The 16,989-nt window shown below is 67.5% G+C and carries 11 protein-coding genes; 3 read left to right on the forward strand and 8 right to left on the reverse strand.

The features are described 5' to 3' along the window. Window positions 1-196: 196 nt before the first annotated feature. The gene (locus B6S44_RS20650) at window positions 197-580 is read left to right on the forward strand and encodes a response regulator (protein ID WP_126113555.1); all 384 of its coding nucleotides are present in this window, start codon (window positions 197-199) and stop codon (window positions 578-580) included. A 58-nt stretch (window positions 581-638) separates the two neighbouring features. Here B6S44_RS20650 and B6S44_RS20655 read toward each other — a convergent pair whose 3' ends face one another. From B6S44_RS20655 to B6S44_RS20665, 3 genes are all read right to left on the reverse strand, one after another. Further along, the gene (locus B6S44_RS20655) at window positions 639-1,496 is read right to left on the reverse strand and encodes a TIGR01459 family HAD-type hydrolase (protein WP_129158726.1); all 858 of its coding nucleotides are present in this window, start codon (window positions 1,494-1,496) and stop codon (window positions 639-641) included. Window positions 1,497-1,580: 84 nt separating this feature from the next. Next, window positions 1,581-3,035 (reverse strand): EAL domain-containing protein, encoded by a 1,455-nt coding sequence (locus tag B6S44_RS20660; RefSeq protein WP_129158727.1) that lies wholly within the window; start codon window positions 3,033-3,035, stop codon window positions 1,581-1,583. Between the two features lie 145 nt (window positions 3,036-3,180). Next, the gene (locus B6S44_RS20665; RefSeq protein WP_129158728.1) at window positions 3,181-4,965 is read right to left on the reverse strand and encodes a hypothetical protein; all 1,785 of its coding nucleotides are present in this window, start codon (window positions 4,963-4,965) and stop codon (window positions 3,181-3,183) included. Between the two features lie 181 nt (window positions 4,966-5,146). Between B6S44_RS20665 and aptA the strand changes: the two genes are divergently transcribed. Next, entirely contained in the window at window positions 5,147-6,487 is a 1,341-nt protein-coding gene (gene aptA, locus B6S44_RS20670) for an omega-aminotransferase AptA (RefSeq protein WP_129158729.1), read from the forward strand. Window positions 6,488-6,618: 131 nt separating this feature from the next. On the opposite strand, the gene B6S44_RS20675 is transcribed toward aptA, so the two are convergent. The 5 genes from B6S44_RS20675 to B6S44_RS20695 form a co-directional block, all read right to left on the reverse strand. Then, complete coding sequence (locus B6S44_RS20675) at window positions 6,619-7,110, reverse strand: peptide deformylase (protein ID WP_129158730.1); 492 nt, start codon at window positions 7,108-7,110, stop codon at window positions 6,619-6,621. Between the two features lie 14 nt (window positions 7,111-7,124). Beyond that, the gene (locus tag B6S44_RS20680; RefSeq protein ID WP_129158731.1) at window positions 7,125-9,329 is read right to left on the reverse strand and encodes a 3-hydroxyacyl-CoA dehydrogenase NAD-binding domain-containing protein; all 2,205 of its coding nucleotides are present in this window, start codon (window positions 9,327-9,329) and stop codon (window positions 7,125-7,127) included. 11 nt (window positions 9,330-9,340) lie between these two features. Further along, window positions 9,341-10,549, reverse strand: a complete 1,209-nt coding sequence (locus B6S44_RS20685; RefSeq protein ID WP_129158732.1) for an acetyl-CoA C-acetyltransferase — start codon at window positions 10,547-10,549, stop codon at window positions 9,341-9,343. 133 nt (window positions 10,550-10,682) lie between these two features. Further along, the gene (locus tag B6S44_RS20690; protein WP_129158733.1) at window positions 10,683-12,479 is read right to left on the reverse strand and encodes an acyl-CoA dehydrogenase C-terminal domain-containing protein; all 1,797 of its coding nucleotides are present in this window, start codon (window positions 12,477-12,479) and stop codon (window positions 10,683-10,685) included. A 262-nt stretch (window positions 12,480-12,741) separates the two neighbouring features. Continuing rightward, window positions 12,742-13,203: a MerR family transcriptional regulator gene (locus tag B6S44_RS20695; RefSeq protein ID WP_129158734.1), complete on the reverse strand. Its 462-nt coding sequence runs from the start codon at window positions 13,201-13,203 to the stop codon at window positions 12,742-12,744. Window positions 13,204-13,572: 369 nt separating this feature from the next. On the opposite strand from B6S44_RS20695, the gene B6S44_RS20700 reads away from it, so the two are divergent. Beyond that, complete coding sequence (locus tag B6S44_RS20700) at window positions 13,573-16,989, forward strand: SEL1-like repeat protein (protein ID WP_129158735.1); 3,417 nt, start codon at window positions 13,573-13,575, stop codon at window positions 16,987-16,989.

Here is a 16,989-nt window from a genome sequence, read left to right on the forward strand (position 1 = left end):
CGCACCATTGAACTTTGGTGCCTGTTCCGTTGTTCCGATCTCCCCCAAAGGTCGTATGCCGCAAGGTCACTCCGCGACCGGGTTAACGGCTTTGAAACGTCGCCGGCCTATCACAGTTGACCAAAGGTCGCCTCTCTGCGAGAGCGGCCCGCGTCGGCATCGTCGGCGCCGCGGACTACTTGCTTGGAGCGCCGTCATGGCTGTCGATCCGTCAATGCCGATCCTGGTAGTGGACGACTATCAGACGATGGTGCGGATCATCCGTAACCTGCTGAAGCAACTCGGCTTCGAGAATGTCGACGATGCTTCCGACGGCACTGCCGCGATCGCCAAGATGCGCGACAAGAAATACGGGCTAGTGATCTCGGACTGGAATATGGAGCCGATGACCGGCTACGAGCTGCTGCGCCAGGTCCGCAACGAGGACGCCATTTCCGAGACGCCGTTCATCATGGTGACGGCGGAATCGAAGACCGAGAACGTCATCGCCGCCAAGAAGGCCGGCGTGAACAACTACATCGTCAAGCCGTTCAACGCGCAGACGCTGAAATCGAAGATCGAGGCGGCCTGCGCCGCCTGAGCGCGCTTTCCGTTCGACCGGAACGGTCGAACGATCAGAATTCGCGCAAAGCTGGAACTCACCAGGCCAGATGCGGCATGGCGTAATCGGGCTTGTGGTTCTGCCGGCCGAACCAGCCCTGCAGCGCCTCCTCCGACAAGCCCTCCATCTCGCCGGCATGGATGCCGGCGACGCACATCAGCGAATCGAGCCCATACCCGACGGCGCCGGCGATATCGGTGCGGATCGCGTCGCCGATCGCCAGGATACGCGCCTTTTCGACCGTCTCGCCGCGCAGCTCCTGGCCGAGGCGAATGGCGAGATCGTAGATCGGTGCATGCGGCTTGCCGGCATAGATCGCCTTGCCGCCGAGCTTCTCATAGGCCACCGCGAGCGAGCCGGCGCAAGGCACGATGCGCCCGCCGCGATCGACGACGAGATCCGGATTGGCGCAGATCAGCGTCAGGTCGCGGCGAGCGAAGCCGGCGAGCTGATCGGCATAGGTTTCAGCCGTCTCGGTCTCGTCGTCGAACAGGCCGGTGCAGACGATATAGTGCGCCTCGGCAGGGCCGACGCGCGGCGCATCGAGCCCGGCCATCAGCGGCAGGTCACGCGGCGGGCCAAGATGATAGAGCGGCTCGCCGGCGCGATGGGCGATCAGGTCGCGCGCGACGTCGCCGGAGGTGACGATCGCATCGAAGGTATCCCCGGGAACACCGAGCTTGCCGAGCTGGACGGCGATCTCCGAGCGCGGGCGCGGGGCATTCGAGACCAGCACGACGGTGACGCCGGCCGCCCGCATCCTCGCCAGGGCGTCACAGGCCGCGGCGAAGGGCGCGACGCCGTTATGGACCACGCCCCAGATGTCGCAGAGGCAAAGCTCATACTGGCCGATGACAGGCGCGATTCCAGAAAGCAGACGGGTGATAGACGGCACGGGGCAGGCTCCGCTGGCGACAGGCGCGGCCTGTTTACGCGGCTTCGCCGAATCGAGCCAGCGCTTCCGTCCTCAGCGAGGCGTTCAGGCGGTGGCGCGGCGCAGGATATCGCGGAAGGGCACGCGCTTCACCGCCGCCGGCTGTGCCAAAGCGGGATGCTCCACCACGTCGGCGGAAGCGGGCGGCGCTGACGCGACCGCAGGCGTGGGAATTGCGGCGGGAGCGGCCTCCACCCGCGGCTCGGCGAAAACTTCAGGCCTGACCGGACGCGGCGGCGAGAAGACGATGCCCTGGCCAAAGCCGATGCCGAGGTCGAGCATGTCGGCGACCATCGGGTCGTCCTCGACCTCCTCGGCCACGAGCTGGATCGAGCCGCGGGCGAGCTGGACTGCGAGATCACCCACGGCGATATCGACGAGCTTGCTGCCGCGCGCCTCCGCCAGCAGCAGCGCCGCCGAAGCCTTGACGAAGCGCACGCCGCGATCATGCAGCGAAACCGGGTCGAAGCGCAGGTCCGAGACATGGTCGAGCGCGAAGCGCACGCCGCCCGCCGACATAGCGCCGAGCAGGCCGAGGCTCGCCGGCTCCAACGACCTGAAGACCCGCTGCGGCACCTCGATGACGAGATTGCCGATATGATCGTGGTATTTTTCTAGGATGCGCGACAACGCCGCCAGCGCCCGCGACGAATTCCAGGTTGCTGCGCTGAAATTGCAGGAGACGAAGAGCTCGCCCGACTTGCTGCCGAGGTGACGCGCGATGGCAAGGGCCCGCGTCAGGACGAGCGCATCGAGGGTCGGGCCGAAGCCGCGCTTCTCGATCGTGGTCAGGAATTCCGAAGGCAGCAGCAGCGTCTTCTCGTCGAGCCTCAGCCTGACGAGCGCTTCATAGCCACGCGTCCGGCGCTGCGGCAGGCTGACGATCGGCTGGAGATGGACCTCGACCTGCCCCTTCGCCAGCGCCTCGCTGATCAAGGCAGCACGCTCTTCGGCGGCGCGGCGCTGCGCCGCTTCGGCGGGATCCTGCCGGCTCGCGGTCAGAGGCTCCGGAATGCGGGGCTCGGTGCGTTCGGGCGCGAACGCTGCGAGGCGTGCCGGTTGTGGCTGCGGATTGGCGAGCCGCCCCTCGATCCGGCTGAGCTGGTCGTCATGCTCACCGAGCGTCGTCGCGACCTGTTGCAGGAGATCGCCGAGGAGGCCGACCTCGGCCGTCAGCTCATTGAGCATCGCCTTGGCCGGCGCGGCATCAGCCTCGCCCATCGGCATCTGGTCGAAGCGCTTCGCCATCGCATCGACACGGATCGCATTCGTAGCGAGGCGGACCTTGACCTCTCCGATCGCTGCGAGCAGCTGCTCGCGCTCGCGCGTTGAGTTACGGCGCGCCAGAGCCGCGGCGCCGGCAAGGCCGAGCCCGGCGCTCAGGAGCCCCAGCGCATTGGCGAGATTGCCCGGCAACAGCAGAATGGCGGCGGCACCCAGCGAAAAGCCGGCGACGCCGCTGGCAGCCGGAGAGAGAGCGCTGAGTCGGATGCGAGCCAAGGGCCGAAATCGCGCAAGGGGTTGAGAGGGAACGCGACGCTACGAATCAGCTGCGATCAACGCAGAATAGCGACCGGATTCATCGACTGCGAGGCCCTTCGACAAATCTCGCGGGCGCGTCCGGAGAAGTGCACAGGAACCGGCGCTAGCGCGGCTGCAATCCGACCTGCCCGATGGCAGCGAGAATGCGGTCGCTGGCCGCCGGGGAAAACCCCTTGCGGGTCAGATAGAGGCGCGCATCGAGGGCAAACAGCGGCTCGGCCTGTCCGAGCAATCGCAGCACCTCCGCCAGATCGACACGGTCGTCGGCGGCAGCGCCCGCCACGGCGCGCCCGATCAGGCCGAGGGGGGTCTCGTCCGACTTGATCAAGGCAGCCTGGTTTTCGGCGAGCTTGCCGGCGCCGGTCAGGTGGGCCGCGAGGAACAGGTAGATATCGTACCAGGAGGGTCGGCCATTGCTCAGGGCGGCGGCGCGCTCGAGCAGCGGCAGCCCCTCTGCCGCGCGATCGAGCTGGACATAGCGCGCCCCGAGATCGGCCATGATGTCGGGATCGTACGGGTTGCGCGCCAGAGCCTCCCGGCCCGATTTGAGCGCTTCCTCCGTCATGCCGCGCAGGAACTGCGCCTCCATCAGCGCCTGGTGCGCCCGTGCACTCACCGGCGCCAGCCGCACCGCATTGACCGCGGCGGCGAGAAGACGATCGAGCGGCGAGCCGGAACGAACGTTCAGGCCGGAGGCGTATTCGTCCGCGGTGAGCAGCGCCAGATGCGACCAGGCCGGGTGGAATTCGGGATCGCGCGCGATAAGCGCATCGAGGCAGCTGCGAGCGGCAAGGTGCTCTTCGGCCCGCATATGCCGGCGGACGTTGAGCGCCTGATAGATACAGCTGGTCGCAGGCGGCAGCGTCGCCAGCCTGAGGTCGGCATGCAGGATGCCGTAAGGCTGGGCGAGCCGGATCGCCAGCTGCTGGGCCATTTCGCGCAGCTCCACACCGTCCCCAAGTGAGGCGAGGTTGCGCTCGCCGGACGTGGTCCAGACGATGCGTCCGTCCTTCGCGGCACTGAGCCGCACGAAGCCCTCGACCTTGTCGCCGGCCCGCGCGGTGTTGAGGGTGAGGACATAATCGGCTCCATCCTCCGGCCGCAGCGCCGTGCCTGGTGTCTTGACCACGAGCAGGTCGTCGAAACGAGCCATGGTGTCGACGAGGTGGCGCATGAACAGCCGCGCCGCATCCTCGACCGCTGGGTCGACGATGTCGCCCGCGACGAGGACGGCGACCACCGGCAGGCTCGCCGCCACCGTGACCGGTTCGGCAGCGGTCTCCGGCGGCTTTTGCTCCGGCGTGACCGACAATGCGGGTCGTGATGCGAGCGCATCCCCCTTTGCCATCGTCGTCCCGGGCTCCGACCCGATGCGCGAGACATACCAGGCGGCAAGCGCAATCAGGGCAGCCAGCAGCGCGGCCGAGCCGGCGGCATAGAGCCGGAAGCGCATCAGTGCGGCGGCCGGCATCACGGCCTGCCCCGTATCCGACGCCACCGCGGTCGGCTCCGACTCGGACGCGGCGAGTCGCGTAAAACTTGGCACATAGGCTCCGACCGCAATAGCGATCCGGACTGGATCGCGTACGCCGTCGGCCGCGAAATAGAGATTGAGCGCCTTGCGCAGGCGGCCGGCCTCGACCCGGACGATCGGATCGGATTGCGGATCGAAATCGGCGGAGCGGCCGAACGCCTCGACGGCGATGGTATAGCCTTTCAGCTCGCCGGCCCGGCCGGCCAGCGCCTGCTCGACAACATAGCTCAGGAAAGAGCTCAGCTGCGGCGCGCTGCGGAAAATGTCGGAGGCGAGGACACGTTCCAGTTCCGCGCGGATCTCCTCCGGCGCGACTGGCTCGCTCCCATCCCGACCGGCAACGCCTTCAGTCATTGGGGCGTAGTCCAGTGTTACCCCCATGCTGAAGCTACGCCAGAAACGACGTTACGTCACCTACCCAGAAAGACGGGCTGTCGCCCGCCGGACGCAGGCATGCCCCGAGCCGACGCGGATTTACAGCCCCGACCGCGCTGCTAGGTTGAGGAAGCTTTAAAAAACTAAATGGGACCGGATCATGACCTCTGCGCCGCGCGCCGTCAGCTCGCCGAACGACCTCGAAGCCTACTGGATGCCGTTCACGGCGAACCGGTCGTTCAAGCAGAACCCGCGCATGGTCGCCCGGGCCGAGGGCATGTTCTATTACACCCCCGAGGGCAAGCCGGTGATGGACGGCACGGCCGGCCTCTGGTGCTGCAATGCCGGCCATGCCCGCGAACCGATCATCGAGGCGATCCAGGCGCAAGCGCGCGAGCTCGACTACGCCCCCTCCTTCCAATACGGCCACCCCAAGGTCTTCGCCGCCGCCGCCCGCATCGCAGCGCTGGCGCCGGGCGATCTCGACCATGTCTTCTTCGCGGGCTCCGGCTCGGAAGCGGCGGATTCGGCGCTGAAGATCGCCCTCGCCTACTGGAACGTCTCGGGCAAGGGCTCGAAGACCCGGCTGATCGGCCGCGAGCGCGGCTATCACGGCGTCGGCTTCGGCGGCATCTCGGTCGGCGGCATGGTCAACAACCGCAAGTTCTTCGGCGGGCTTTTGACCGGCACCGACCATATCTCGCACACCTATGACCGCGAGAAGCAGGCCTTCAGCAAGGGCGAGCCGGAGTATGGCGCGCATTTCGCCGATGATCTCGAGCGCGTCGTCGCGCTGCACGACGCCTCGACCATCGCCGCCGTGATCGTCGAGCCGATGGCGGGCTCGACCGGCGCGCTGCCGCCGCCGAAGGGCTATCTCAAGCGCCTGCGCGAGATCTGCGACAAGCACGGCATCCTCCTGATCTTCGACGAGGTGATCACCGGCTTCGGCCGCCTCGGCTTCGCCTTCGCCGCCGAGCGCTACGGCGTCATCCCCGACATGATCACCTTCGCCAAGGGCGTGACCTCGGGAGCGGTGCCGATGGGCGGCGTGATCGTGCGCAAGCACATCTACGACGCCTTCATGGGCGGGCCGGACAACGTCATCGAACTGTTCCACGGCTATACCTATTCCGGCCATCCGCTGGCGGCTGCGGCCTGCCTGGCGGCGCTCGACATCTATCGCGACGAGGGCCTGTTCGAGCGCGCCCGGGCGATGGAAGACAGCTGGGCCGATGCTGTGATGAGCCTGAAGGGCGAGCCGAACGTCGTCGACATCCGCACGCTCGGCCTGGTCGGCGCCGTCGACCTCGCGCCGCGGGCGGAGGGCGTTGGCAAGCGCGCCTTCGAGGCGATGGACCGCCTCTTCCGCGATGAAGGCCTGATGGTCCGCACCGCCGCCGACACGATCGCCTTCTCGCCACCGCTGATCATCACGGAAGCCCAGGTCGAGGAACTGGTCGAGAAGCTGCGCCGGGTGATCAAGGCGGTGGCGAACTGAGCAGAACAGGCGTCATTCTCGGGCTAAGCGAAGCGCGGACCCGAGAATCTCCGGCCGGAAGGGGCATTGGAGCCTCCTGCGGAACGAGATGCTCGGGTCAAGCCCGAGCATGACGCTCTGCCGTCAGAACATTACCGCCGCAGCTTGTTGTAGCGCGCGATCAGCCTGTCGCGCTTGAGCCGGGACAGGCGGTCGATCCAGAAGACGCCGTCGAGCTGGTCGATCTCGTGCTGATGGCAGACGGCAAGCAGGCCGTCCGCGTCCTCGCTCTGCTCCGTCCCGCCGAGATCCTGATAGCGCACACGGATGCGGGCGTGGCGTTCGAGTTCGTCGGTGACGCCCGGCATCGAGACGCTGCCCTCGGTGTGACGGATGGTTTCGCGCGAGACCTGGTCCAGTTCCGGATTGACATAGGTGCGGACCTCGCCGGGCGAGAGCTCCAGTATGACGAGCCGCGAGAGCACGCCGATATGCGGCGCCGTGATGCCGACGCCCGGCGCGGCCCGCATCGTGTCGAGCAGATCCTCGGCGAGCGCGCGCAGATCGGCATCGAAGCGCGTGACCGGCTGCGCGGGCAGGCGCAGCCGGGGATCGGGAAAGGCAATGATGCTTCGGACAGCCAAGGCGCCGACTACACCTAAGCCGCGGCCTTCTTCCCGGCGCTGCCGTAGAAGCTCTCGCCGGTCTTGGCCATGCGCTTCAGCAGCCGGTTCGGCTTGAAGCGTTCGCCATGCTTCTTGGCTAGGCCCTCGCAGAGCTTCACGAAGGCAGCCGCACCCATATTGTCGATGTAGCTCAGCGTGCCGCCCGAATACGGCGCGAACCCGAAACCGATGATCGAGCCGACATCGGCCTCGCGCGGATCGGTGACGACGCCTTCCTCATAGGTCTTGGCCGCTTCCAGCGCCTGAGTAACGAGCAGGCGATGCTTCAGCTCTTCCATGTCGACCAGCTCGGGCTCGAGCTTGTTCCTGGTGAGATCGGCAAGGCCGGGCCAGAGCCGCTTGGGACCGGCTTCCGGATAGTCGTAGAAGCCCTTCTTGTTCTTGCGGCCGAGGCGACCGTGCTTCTCGACCATCTCGGCGAGGAGCTTCTCCTGCGCCGGATCGACGGAGGCGTCGCCGAGCTGCGCCTTGGTCGCCTTCAGCACCTTGTAGGCGAGATCGACCGCGACCTCGTCATTGAGCGAGAGCGGGCCGACCGGCATGCCGGCCTGCTTGCCGGCAGCCTCGATCATCGCCGGCGGCACGCCTTCCATCAGCATGAGGTGGCCCTCGCGGATGTAGTTGCCGACGCAGCGATTGGCGTAGAAGCCGCGGGTGTCGTTGACGACGATCGGCGTCTTCTTGATGGCGCGGACGAAGTCGAGCGCCATGGCGAGCGCCTTCTTGCCGGTCTTCTTGGCCATGATGATCTCGACCAGCAGCATCTTCTCGACCGGCGAGAAGAAGTGGATGCCGATGAAATTCTTCGGGCGCTCGCTGTGCTCGGCGAGGCCGGTGATCGGCAGCGTCGAGGTGTTGGAGCCGAAGATGGTCTTGGGACCGACCACAGCCTCGACCTTGGCGATGACCTCGGCCTTGACCTTGGGGTCCTCGAACACCGCCTCGACGATCAGGTCGCAGCCCTTGAGGTCGGCATAGTCGGCGCTGGCCTTGATCCGGCCGAGCAGCGCATCGCGATCGGCGGTCTTGGCGCGGCCCTTGGTGATCTGGTCGGTGACCAGCTTGTGCGAATAGGCCTTGCCCTTCTCGGCAGCCTCGAGGTCCTTGTCGACGAGGACGACCTCGATGCCGGCATTGGCGGTGACATAGGCGATGCCGGCGCCCATGAAGCCGGCGCCGATGACGCCGATCTTCTTCAGCTTCGAAGCCGGGACGTCGGGCGGGCGGCGGGCGCCCTTGTTGAGCTCCTGCATCGAGACGAAGAGCGAGCGGATCATCGAGGCCGCCTCCTTCGTCCGCAGGATTTTCGCGAAATAGCGGCTCTCGACCTTGAGGGCGAGGTCCATCGGCAGTTGCAGGCCCTCATAGACCGCGCTCAGGATGGCGCGGGCGGCCGGGTAGTTGTCGTTGGTCTCGCGGCGATAGATCGCGCTGGCCGGCGGCCAGATCTGCATGCCGGCCGGCGAATGCACCTTGTTGGACGGCAGCTTGAACTTCGGATCGTCCCAGGGCTGCTTGGCCTGCGGATTGGCTTTCAGCCATTCCTTGGCGGTGGCGACGATCTGGTCGCGCGGCACGACCGCATGGACGAGGCCGGAGTTGCGGGCCGGCAGCGCCTTGATCTGCTCGCCCTTGAACATCATCTGCAGCGCGTCGCCGGTCTGCATCAGGCGCGAGACGCGCTGGGTGCCGCCGGCGCCGGGGAACAGCCCGACCTTGATCTCGGGCAGGCCGACGCGGGTCGAGGCATCGTCCGAGACGACGCGCAGCTGGCAGGAGAGCGCGAGCTCGAAGGCGCCGCCGAGGCAGACGCCATGGATCGCCGCCGCAAACGGCTTCCCGCAGGTCTCGAGCTTGCGATAGAGTTGGCTGAGCTTGCGGCTCTCGTCGAAGAAGCGCTGCATCGCGATCTGCTCGCCCTGCTCCTTGGCGAGCTTGACATAGAGGTCGCGCAGGCCCTGCAGCATGGTGAGGTCGGCGCCGCCGGAGAAGGCCTCCTTGCCAGAGACGATGACGCAGCCCTTGATCGCCTCATCCGAGGCGACCTTGTCGACGATCTGATTGAGCTCTTCCATCACCTGCGGGGTGATGACGTTCATCGAACGCTCGGGCATGTCCCAGGTCAGGGTGGCGATGCCGTCGGCGTCGGTCTCGAAGCGGAAATTGACGAGGTTCATCGGCTCTCTCCTCAAACCCGTTCGATGATGGTGGCGACGCCCATGCCGACGGCGACGCAGAGCGTCACCAGCGCGACCTGCTTGTTGGTGCGCTCGAGCTCGTCGAGCACGGTGCCCAAAATCATCGCGCCGGTGGCGCCGAGCGGGTGGCCCATGGCGATGGCGCCGCCATTGACGTTGAGCACCGCGTCGTCGATGTCGAAGGCCTGTTGATAGCGCAGCACGACCGAGGAGAAGGCCTCGTTCAGCTCGAACAGGTCGATGTCCTTGACCTTCATCCCCGCCTTCTTCAGCACGAGCTCGGTGACGTCGACCGGGCCGGTCAGCATCAGCGCGAGGTCGGAGCCGGTGGTGGCAAAGGCGCGGATGCGGGCGCGCGGCTTCAGGCCGGATGCCTTGCCGGCCTTCTTCGAGCCGACCAGCACGGCCGCGGCGCCGTCGACGATGCCCGACGAGTTGCCAGCGTGGTGGACGTGGTTGACGAACTCGACATCCGGGTGAGCGGCTGTCGCGACCGCATCGAAGCCGCCCATCTCGCCCATCTGGACGAAGGAAGCCTTGAGGGAGGCCAGCGCCTGCATGTCGGTGTTCGGGCGGATGGTCTCATCGCGGTCGAGGATAATCAGGCCGTTGACGTCGGTGACGGGGATCACCGAATTCTTGAAGTGGCCGGCCTGCCAGGCGGCCGCGGCGCGCTTGTGCGAGCGCACGGCATAGGCGTCGACATCATCGCGCGAGAAGCCGTATTTCGTCGCGATCAGGTCGGCTGAGACGCCCTGCGGCATGAAATAGGTATCGATAGCGACGGAGGGGTCGACCGCGATGCCGAAGCCCGAGGCGCCCATGCCGATGCGGCTCATGCTCTCGACGCCGCCGCCGATCGTCATCTCCTTCTGGCCGGACATGACCTGCGCCGCGGCGAGATTGACCGCGTCGAGGCCCGAGGCGCAGAAGCGGTTGATCTGCACGCCCGGCACTTCCTTGCCATAGCCGGCCTTGAGCGCGACGGTACGAGCGATGTCGGCGCCCGCCTCGCCGACCGGGTCGACGCAGCCGAAGACGACGTCCTCGACCAGTTTGGTATCGAGATTGTTGCGCTCCTTGATGGCGCGCAGGGTCTGCGTGCCCAATTCGATCGCGGTGACTTCGTGGAGCGAACCGTCGGCCTTGCCCTTTCCGCGCGGCGTCCGGACGTGATCGTAGATGAAGGCGTCAGCCATCAAGGCCTCCCGGGCTGGCCGCGATTGCGGCTCGTTTCGGTCCCCGCCGTCATGGTCGGGCTTGACCCGACCATTTCATGACGAGGCAATTCTGCAAGATGCCCGGGCCTGGGCCCGGGCATGACGTTCACGTTCAGAACTGCTCGGCGCTCAGCGCCATGGTCGAATCCGCCCCCGTGGTGATCCGCGCCAGATGGGCGGCGGTCTCGGGCAGCGAACGCTCCATGAAGAAGCGGGCGGTGACGAGCTTGGCGTTCATGCGCTCGGTCGCGCCATTCGCGCCGGCCTTGAGCTTGTCCTGCGCGACCTTGGCCATCTTGGCCCACATATAGCCGAGCGAGACCAGGCCGAGCAGGTGCATATAGTCATGCGCGCCGGCGCCGGCGTTGTCCGGCTTCGCGAGCGCGTTCTGCATGAACCACATCGTCCCCTGCTGGAGATGGCCGAGCGAGGCTGCGAGCGAAACCAGCAGCGGCTTCAACGCCTCGTCGCCCTCGTTCTCCTTCACGAAGGCGCCGACCTCGTTGAAGAAAGCCATGATGGCGCGGCCACCGTCTCGGCCGAGCTTGCGGCCGACCAGGTCCATCGCCTGCACGCCGTTGGCGCCCTCGTAGATCATGGCGATGCGGGCATCGCGGACGAACTGCTCCATGCCCCATTCGGCGATGTAGCCATGGCCGCCATACATCTGCTGGGCCTTCACCGCATTATCGAAGCCGACATCGGTGAGCACACCCTTGAGCACCGGCGTCATCAGGCCGAGCTGATCGTCGGCGGCCTGGCGCTCGGCGGCGTCGGTCGAGCGGTGGGCGACGTCCGACTTGATCGCGTTCCAGAGCACGAAGGCGCGCGCCGCCTCGTTGAAGGCCTTGATCGACATCAGCGTGCGGCGCACGTCCGGATGGACGATGATCGGGTCGGCGGCCCTGTCGGGGTTCTTGGCGCCAGTCAGCGCGCGGCCCTGCAGGCGGTCCTTGGCGTAGACGACGGCGTTCTGATAGGCGACCTCGGACTGGGCCAGGCCCTGGATCGCGACGCCGAGGCGGGCCTCGTTCATCATCACGAACATGGCGTTGAGACCCTTGTTCTCGGTCCCGACCAGCCAGCCCCTGGCCCCGTCATAGTTCATGACGCAGGTCGAATTGCCGTGAATCCCCATCTTGTGCTCGATCGAGCCGCAGGAGACGTGGTTGTTCGCGCCGACCGAGCCGTCGGCACCGACCTCGTTGCGCGGCACGACGAAGAGCGAGATGCCCTTGACGCCCTGCGGCGCGCCCTCGATGCGGGCGAGCACGAGGTGGACGATGTTTTCGGTGATGTCCTGCTCGCCGGCCGAGATGAAGATCTTGGTGCCGGTGATCGCATAGGTGCCGTCGCCGTTCGGCACGGCCTTGGTCTTGATCAGGCCGAGATCGGTGCCGCAATGCGGCTCGGTCAGGTTCATCGTGCCCGACCAGGTACCTTCGGCCATCTTCGGCAGATAGGTGCGCTTCACCTCGTCGGAGCCGTGGACATAGAGCGCGGCCATCGCGCCCATGGTCAGGCCGGGATACATCGAGAACGCCATGTTCGCCGAGGAGGAGAACTCGTTCATGATGGCGCCGAGCGTATAGGGCAACCCCTGGCCGCCATATTCCGGGTCCATGGCGAGCCCGACCCAACCGCCGGCGGCATAGGCCTCATAGGCCTGCTTGAAGCCCTTCGGGGTCGTCACCGAGCCGTCATCGTTGCGCTTGCAACCTTCCTTGTCGCCGGAATGGTTGAGCGGCTGCAGCACCTCCTCGCAGAGCTTGGCGCCCTCGCCGAGCACGGCCTCGACCAGATCGGGCGTCGCCTCGGCGAAGCCCGGCAGGTTGTTGTAGCGCTCGAACTGGAAGACGTCGTTGAGCAGGAACAGCGTGTCTTCGACGGGTGCCTTGTAAACCGGCATCGCATTCCTCCCTGGCGTTTTGACAACGATCTTGGACGAAGCTTGCCGGCTCTATATGACAGCGGCGCCTCGGAATAGTTCATATATAAACTATCTGGTCGCAGCTTGCCAAGGGGCCACATCAACTTTTTCGCCCGGACAGCGCTGCCAAGAGAGATTGGCGCGAGCAGCGATCGGCTTGCAAACGAAAAATGCCCCGGACCGGCGAGGTTCGGGGCATCGTGATCTCAGCGGTATGGGCCGGTCAGCCGACCGGGCCGCGTCAGGCGTCGAGGCGCGAAAGAGTCGTCTCGAGCTCGGCGATGGCGGCCTCGATCTCGGTGCGCTGGCTGCGCAGCAATTCAAGCTGCTCGGCGATCTGGCTGCGGCTGAGCTGCAGGCCACCGACCGAGGCGGACGGCTCCTTGCCCTTGATCTCCTTGCCTTCCTCATTGGCGAGCATGGCGCGGATCTCGACCAGCGTGAAGCCGAGCTGCTTGCCCTTGAGGATGAGCGCGAGGCGGGCACGGTCGCGGCCGGAATAGATCCGGGTCAGGCCCGAACGGGCCGGCGCTAGCAAGCCGCGCGATTCATAGAAGCGCAATGTGCGCAGGGTGACGCCGAACTCGCGGGCGAGATCGCTGATGGTGAAGCCACCGGCTTCGCTGTCGTTCGTCGTCTGGGGGGAGGCGGAGCGGCCGTCGTGACTCGGTGTGGCCGCCAGAGCTGAGCCTTGGCGCGGCATATCTGATCCTTGCGGGTTGCGGGGCGGAGCTGCCTGCCCCATCGGAAGGCGCTCCTGCGTTGCCGGCAATGTAGGGGCTACGGCTCCCTTACGTCACGTTATTCGCCTCCGGCTGGGGGTAAGTTACGGTTATGCCCCGTGTATACCGAGCCTCGAACGGGCTGTCGTGGCGCATGTTTGGACAAAATTAACGTCCGCGCCCCTGATCTTAACGCTCTGTTTACCGTGACTGCGAAAAGTCGGTACCGCGATCTCCAGCATCAGCCACATCAACCCGATGTTCATGAATGCCGAGATCGCAGGGGCGCCGCCGCATGAGGGGGCTGCGCGCTCGCTAAGCCAAGACCGGCCCCTCGAGGCGAACGTGACATGGCGACCAGCCTGCCCTGGAGCGTCAAGGGCGTCGACCCGCGCACACGCGATGCGGCGAAGACTGCCGCACGCCGGGCCGGGATGACGCTCGGCGAATGGCTCGACAGCAAGATCCGCGAAGAGGCCGGCGAACCCGATTCCGTCGTCAACGAGGCGGAAGAGCAAGACATCGTCGCGCTGTCGGAGCGCCTCGCCCGCCTCTCCCAGGGTGGGATGCAGACGGCCGCGGCACCCCAGGCTGCCAATGCCAGGCCGGAGATCGCGCGTGATCGTATGGACGCGTTCATCACCCAGGCGGCGATGGCGGAGCGCCTGACGCGCGACAGCAATGCCAGGACAGCAAGCGCCCTCGACTCGATCGCCAAGTGGATGGAGCGCACCGAGAGCCGGTTGTCGCAAGGCGAGCGTGCCACGGTCGAGCGGCAGGAACGCACCACCAGCGTGATCGCCGATTCCATCAAGGCGATGGGCGAACGCCTCAGCGAGATGGAGCGGCGGGCCGAGGAGGCGAGCCGCCGGCCGGTCGCGCCGCCGCCACCACCGCCGCGTCCGGTGCTGAGCCGCGACGGCCTGGCCGCCGCCGTTTCCGATATCCGCTCGCGCCAGCGCTCCCTCGACGGTGATGCGCGCGCTACCGCTTTCGAGCGGCCGGCCCCCGCGCCGTCGCTCGCGAGCCTGCGCGACGATTTGCGCCAGCTCAGCGACCGGATCGCCCCAGCCCCGCAGCCCGTGCCGCGCGCCGAAGACCAGCGCGGCGCCTACCGGCCGCTGGAGCGCGCAATCGGCGAGCTCGGCGCCCGGCTCGATCGCTTCGACGGGCGTGACCGGCTCGATCCGGTCCTCAAGCCTTTGGCGCGGATTGAATCCGAGATCGGCCGGCTGGCCGAGACGCGTTCCAATGAAAGCTACAATCGCTTCGAGCTGGAGATCGCCCATCTCGCCGCCAAGGTCGACGCGCTCGCCACGCGCGGCGGCGACCGCCAGACGATCGCCCCGATCCTGAACGAGCTGGCCGAGCTGCGCGAGGTCGTCTCCTCGTCGGATGGCCGGCGGTTCGACGATCTCTCGCTGCAGCTCAACGCGCTGACCTCGGATGTCGGCCGCCTGCGCGACGACAATCGCGACCTGCACGGCCTGTCGCTGGCGATCGAGGATGTGCGCGAGACGCTGCTTTCTGATCGCTCGCGCGAGCGCCTCGGCGAGAGCGGCCCGCTGCTTGCCTTGTCGCGCCAGGTCGAAGCGCTCGCTCAGAAGATCGATTCTCTGCCGGCGATGAAGACCTCCGTCATCGACGGCCAGGTCGACCAGCTGATCGCCCGTCTCGGCGAGCTCGACGCCAGCGGGCGCCCGGCGTCCAATGAGCTGGCCGAGCGCATCGAAGCCCTGGTGGTCAAACTCGAACACCTCGCCGACAAGGCCCCGAGCCGGCTCGATGAACGGATCGAGGCGCTGACCAGCCGCGTCGAGCAGCTCGCGGCCTCGAGCACCCTCGCCCACATGGTCGACGATGGCGGAACCCCGCTGGCGCGGGTCGACATGCGGCCGGTCGAGGAGATGCTGCGCGGCCTTGCAGCCAAGATCGACGAAGCCGGCCGGCCGGGCGCCGGTTCGGATTCCTTCGATGCGCTGGAGCAGCAGATCGCGGGCCTGACGCAGCGGCTCGACGAGCAGGCGGCGACGCGCACGGCCGAAAACGGCATCGAGCGGACGCTACAGGATCTCGTGGTCCATCTGCAGGGCATGCGCGAGGACACCGCCGTCACCGCCGAGCGCGCTGCACGGGCCGCCATGGCCGACATGGCGCCGTCGCGCGGCGCGAGCCTGTCCGAGCTCAGCGATCTCATGACCGGCCTGCGCGAGACCCATGTCTCGGCCGGGCGCGAGACGCAGGATGCGATCGGCGCAGTCCACCGGACGCTGGAAACCATCATCGGCCGCCTCGGCGACCTCGAATCCGAGCTCGGTGTCGACCGCGGCCGCCGCGGCAGCGCAGCGGCGCCGCGGGCTCAGGCCGCAACCGAGGCCGAAGATGCGAGGGCACCGGCCCTCACCGCACCGGTGATGGCCGAGCGCTTCGCCGCCGAGCCGCGGCTGCCGCGCACAAGCGGGCTCGATCTGCCGCTGGAGCCCGGCTCCGGCCGGCCGCGCCCCGATGCGCCCGCCCCGCAGGGCAATGATCCCCAGGCCGTGCGCCAGAGCCTGATCGCCGCGGCACGGCGCTCCGCCAAGGCCGCCAGCGAGGCAGCCTCCGCCAATCCCACGGCCGTGGCCGAGACGACCAAGCCCGGCAAGGCCGGCAAGCCGGCCTCCAGCGGGCGCCTCAAGGAGATCATGGAGAAGCGCCGGCGGCCGCTGCTGCTCAGCTTCGCCGCCCTTATCCTGGCGGTCGGCGCCGCGGGGACCTACCTGTCCCAGCAGAGCGCCAAGAAGCAGGTGGCGAACGAGAGCATCCAGACCGCCCCCTCCAAGGCCGCGCCCGTCGAGACGCCGGCGATCCAGCCGACACCGCAGTCCGCCCCGATCGAGCAGGCGGCTCCGCCGGTAAAGGATCAGAATTCCGCCCTGCCTCCCCTGCAGCTCGGCACGACACCGGCACAGGCAGCCGCGTTCGCGCCTGTCCCGACCTTGCCGGCAGCGAGCCCAGAGACGCCAGCTGCCACAGTGCCCTCCCTGGTCGCCGCACTGCCCCTGCAGAGCCCGTCCGAGGCGACCGAGACCGTCACCGGCATCGGCGATCTGCCGGCAGCGCTCGGCAGCGCCGGCCTGCGCAAGGCGGCGCTCGCGGGCGATGCGCGCGCCGTCTATCAGCTCGCCGCCCAGGCGGCGGACGCACCGGCCAATCGCGACCCGAAGCTGGCGCTGCGCCTGTTCGAGCGCGCCGCCGTCGCCGGCCTCACGCCTGCCCAGTTCCGCCTCGGCAACATGTTCGAGAAGGGCATCGGCACCAATCGCGACCCGGCGCTCGCCAAGGTCTGGTATGGCCGCGCCGCCGAACGCGGCAACGCCAAGGCGATGCACAATCTCGCGGTGCTCTACGCCGAAGGCGCCGGCGGCAAGCCGGACTACGCCACGGCGACCGAATGGTTCCGCCGCGCCGCCGAGCACGGCGTGCGCGACAGCCAGTACAACCTCGCCATCCTGCTCGGCCGCGGCCTCGGCGCACCGGCCGATCTCGGCCAGTCCTATCGCTGGTTCGCGATCGCCGCCGCCCAGGGCGACGAGGATGCAGGGCGCAAGCGCGACGAGGTCGCGGGCCGGCTCTCCGCCAGCGATCTTGCCGCGGCCAAGGCGGCGACAGAGAGCTGGAAGCCGAAGCCGCTGGAGGCGAACGCCAACGAGGTGACGCCGCCGGCAAAGGGCTGGGACGAGCAGCCGGTCGCAGCCAAGAAGCCGGCGAAGCCCGGCCGCGGCTGA

This window comes from Allobosea sp. Tri-44, from assembly GCF_004123845.1.
GTDB lineage: Bacteria > Pseudomonadota > Alphaproteobacteria > Rhizobiales > Beijerinckiaceae > Allobosea.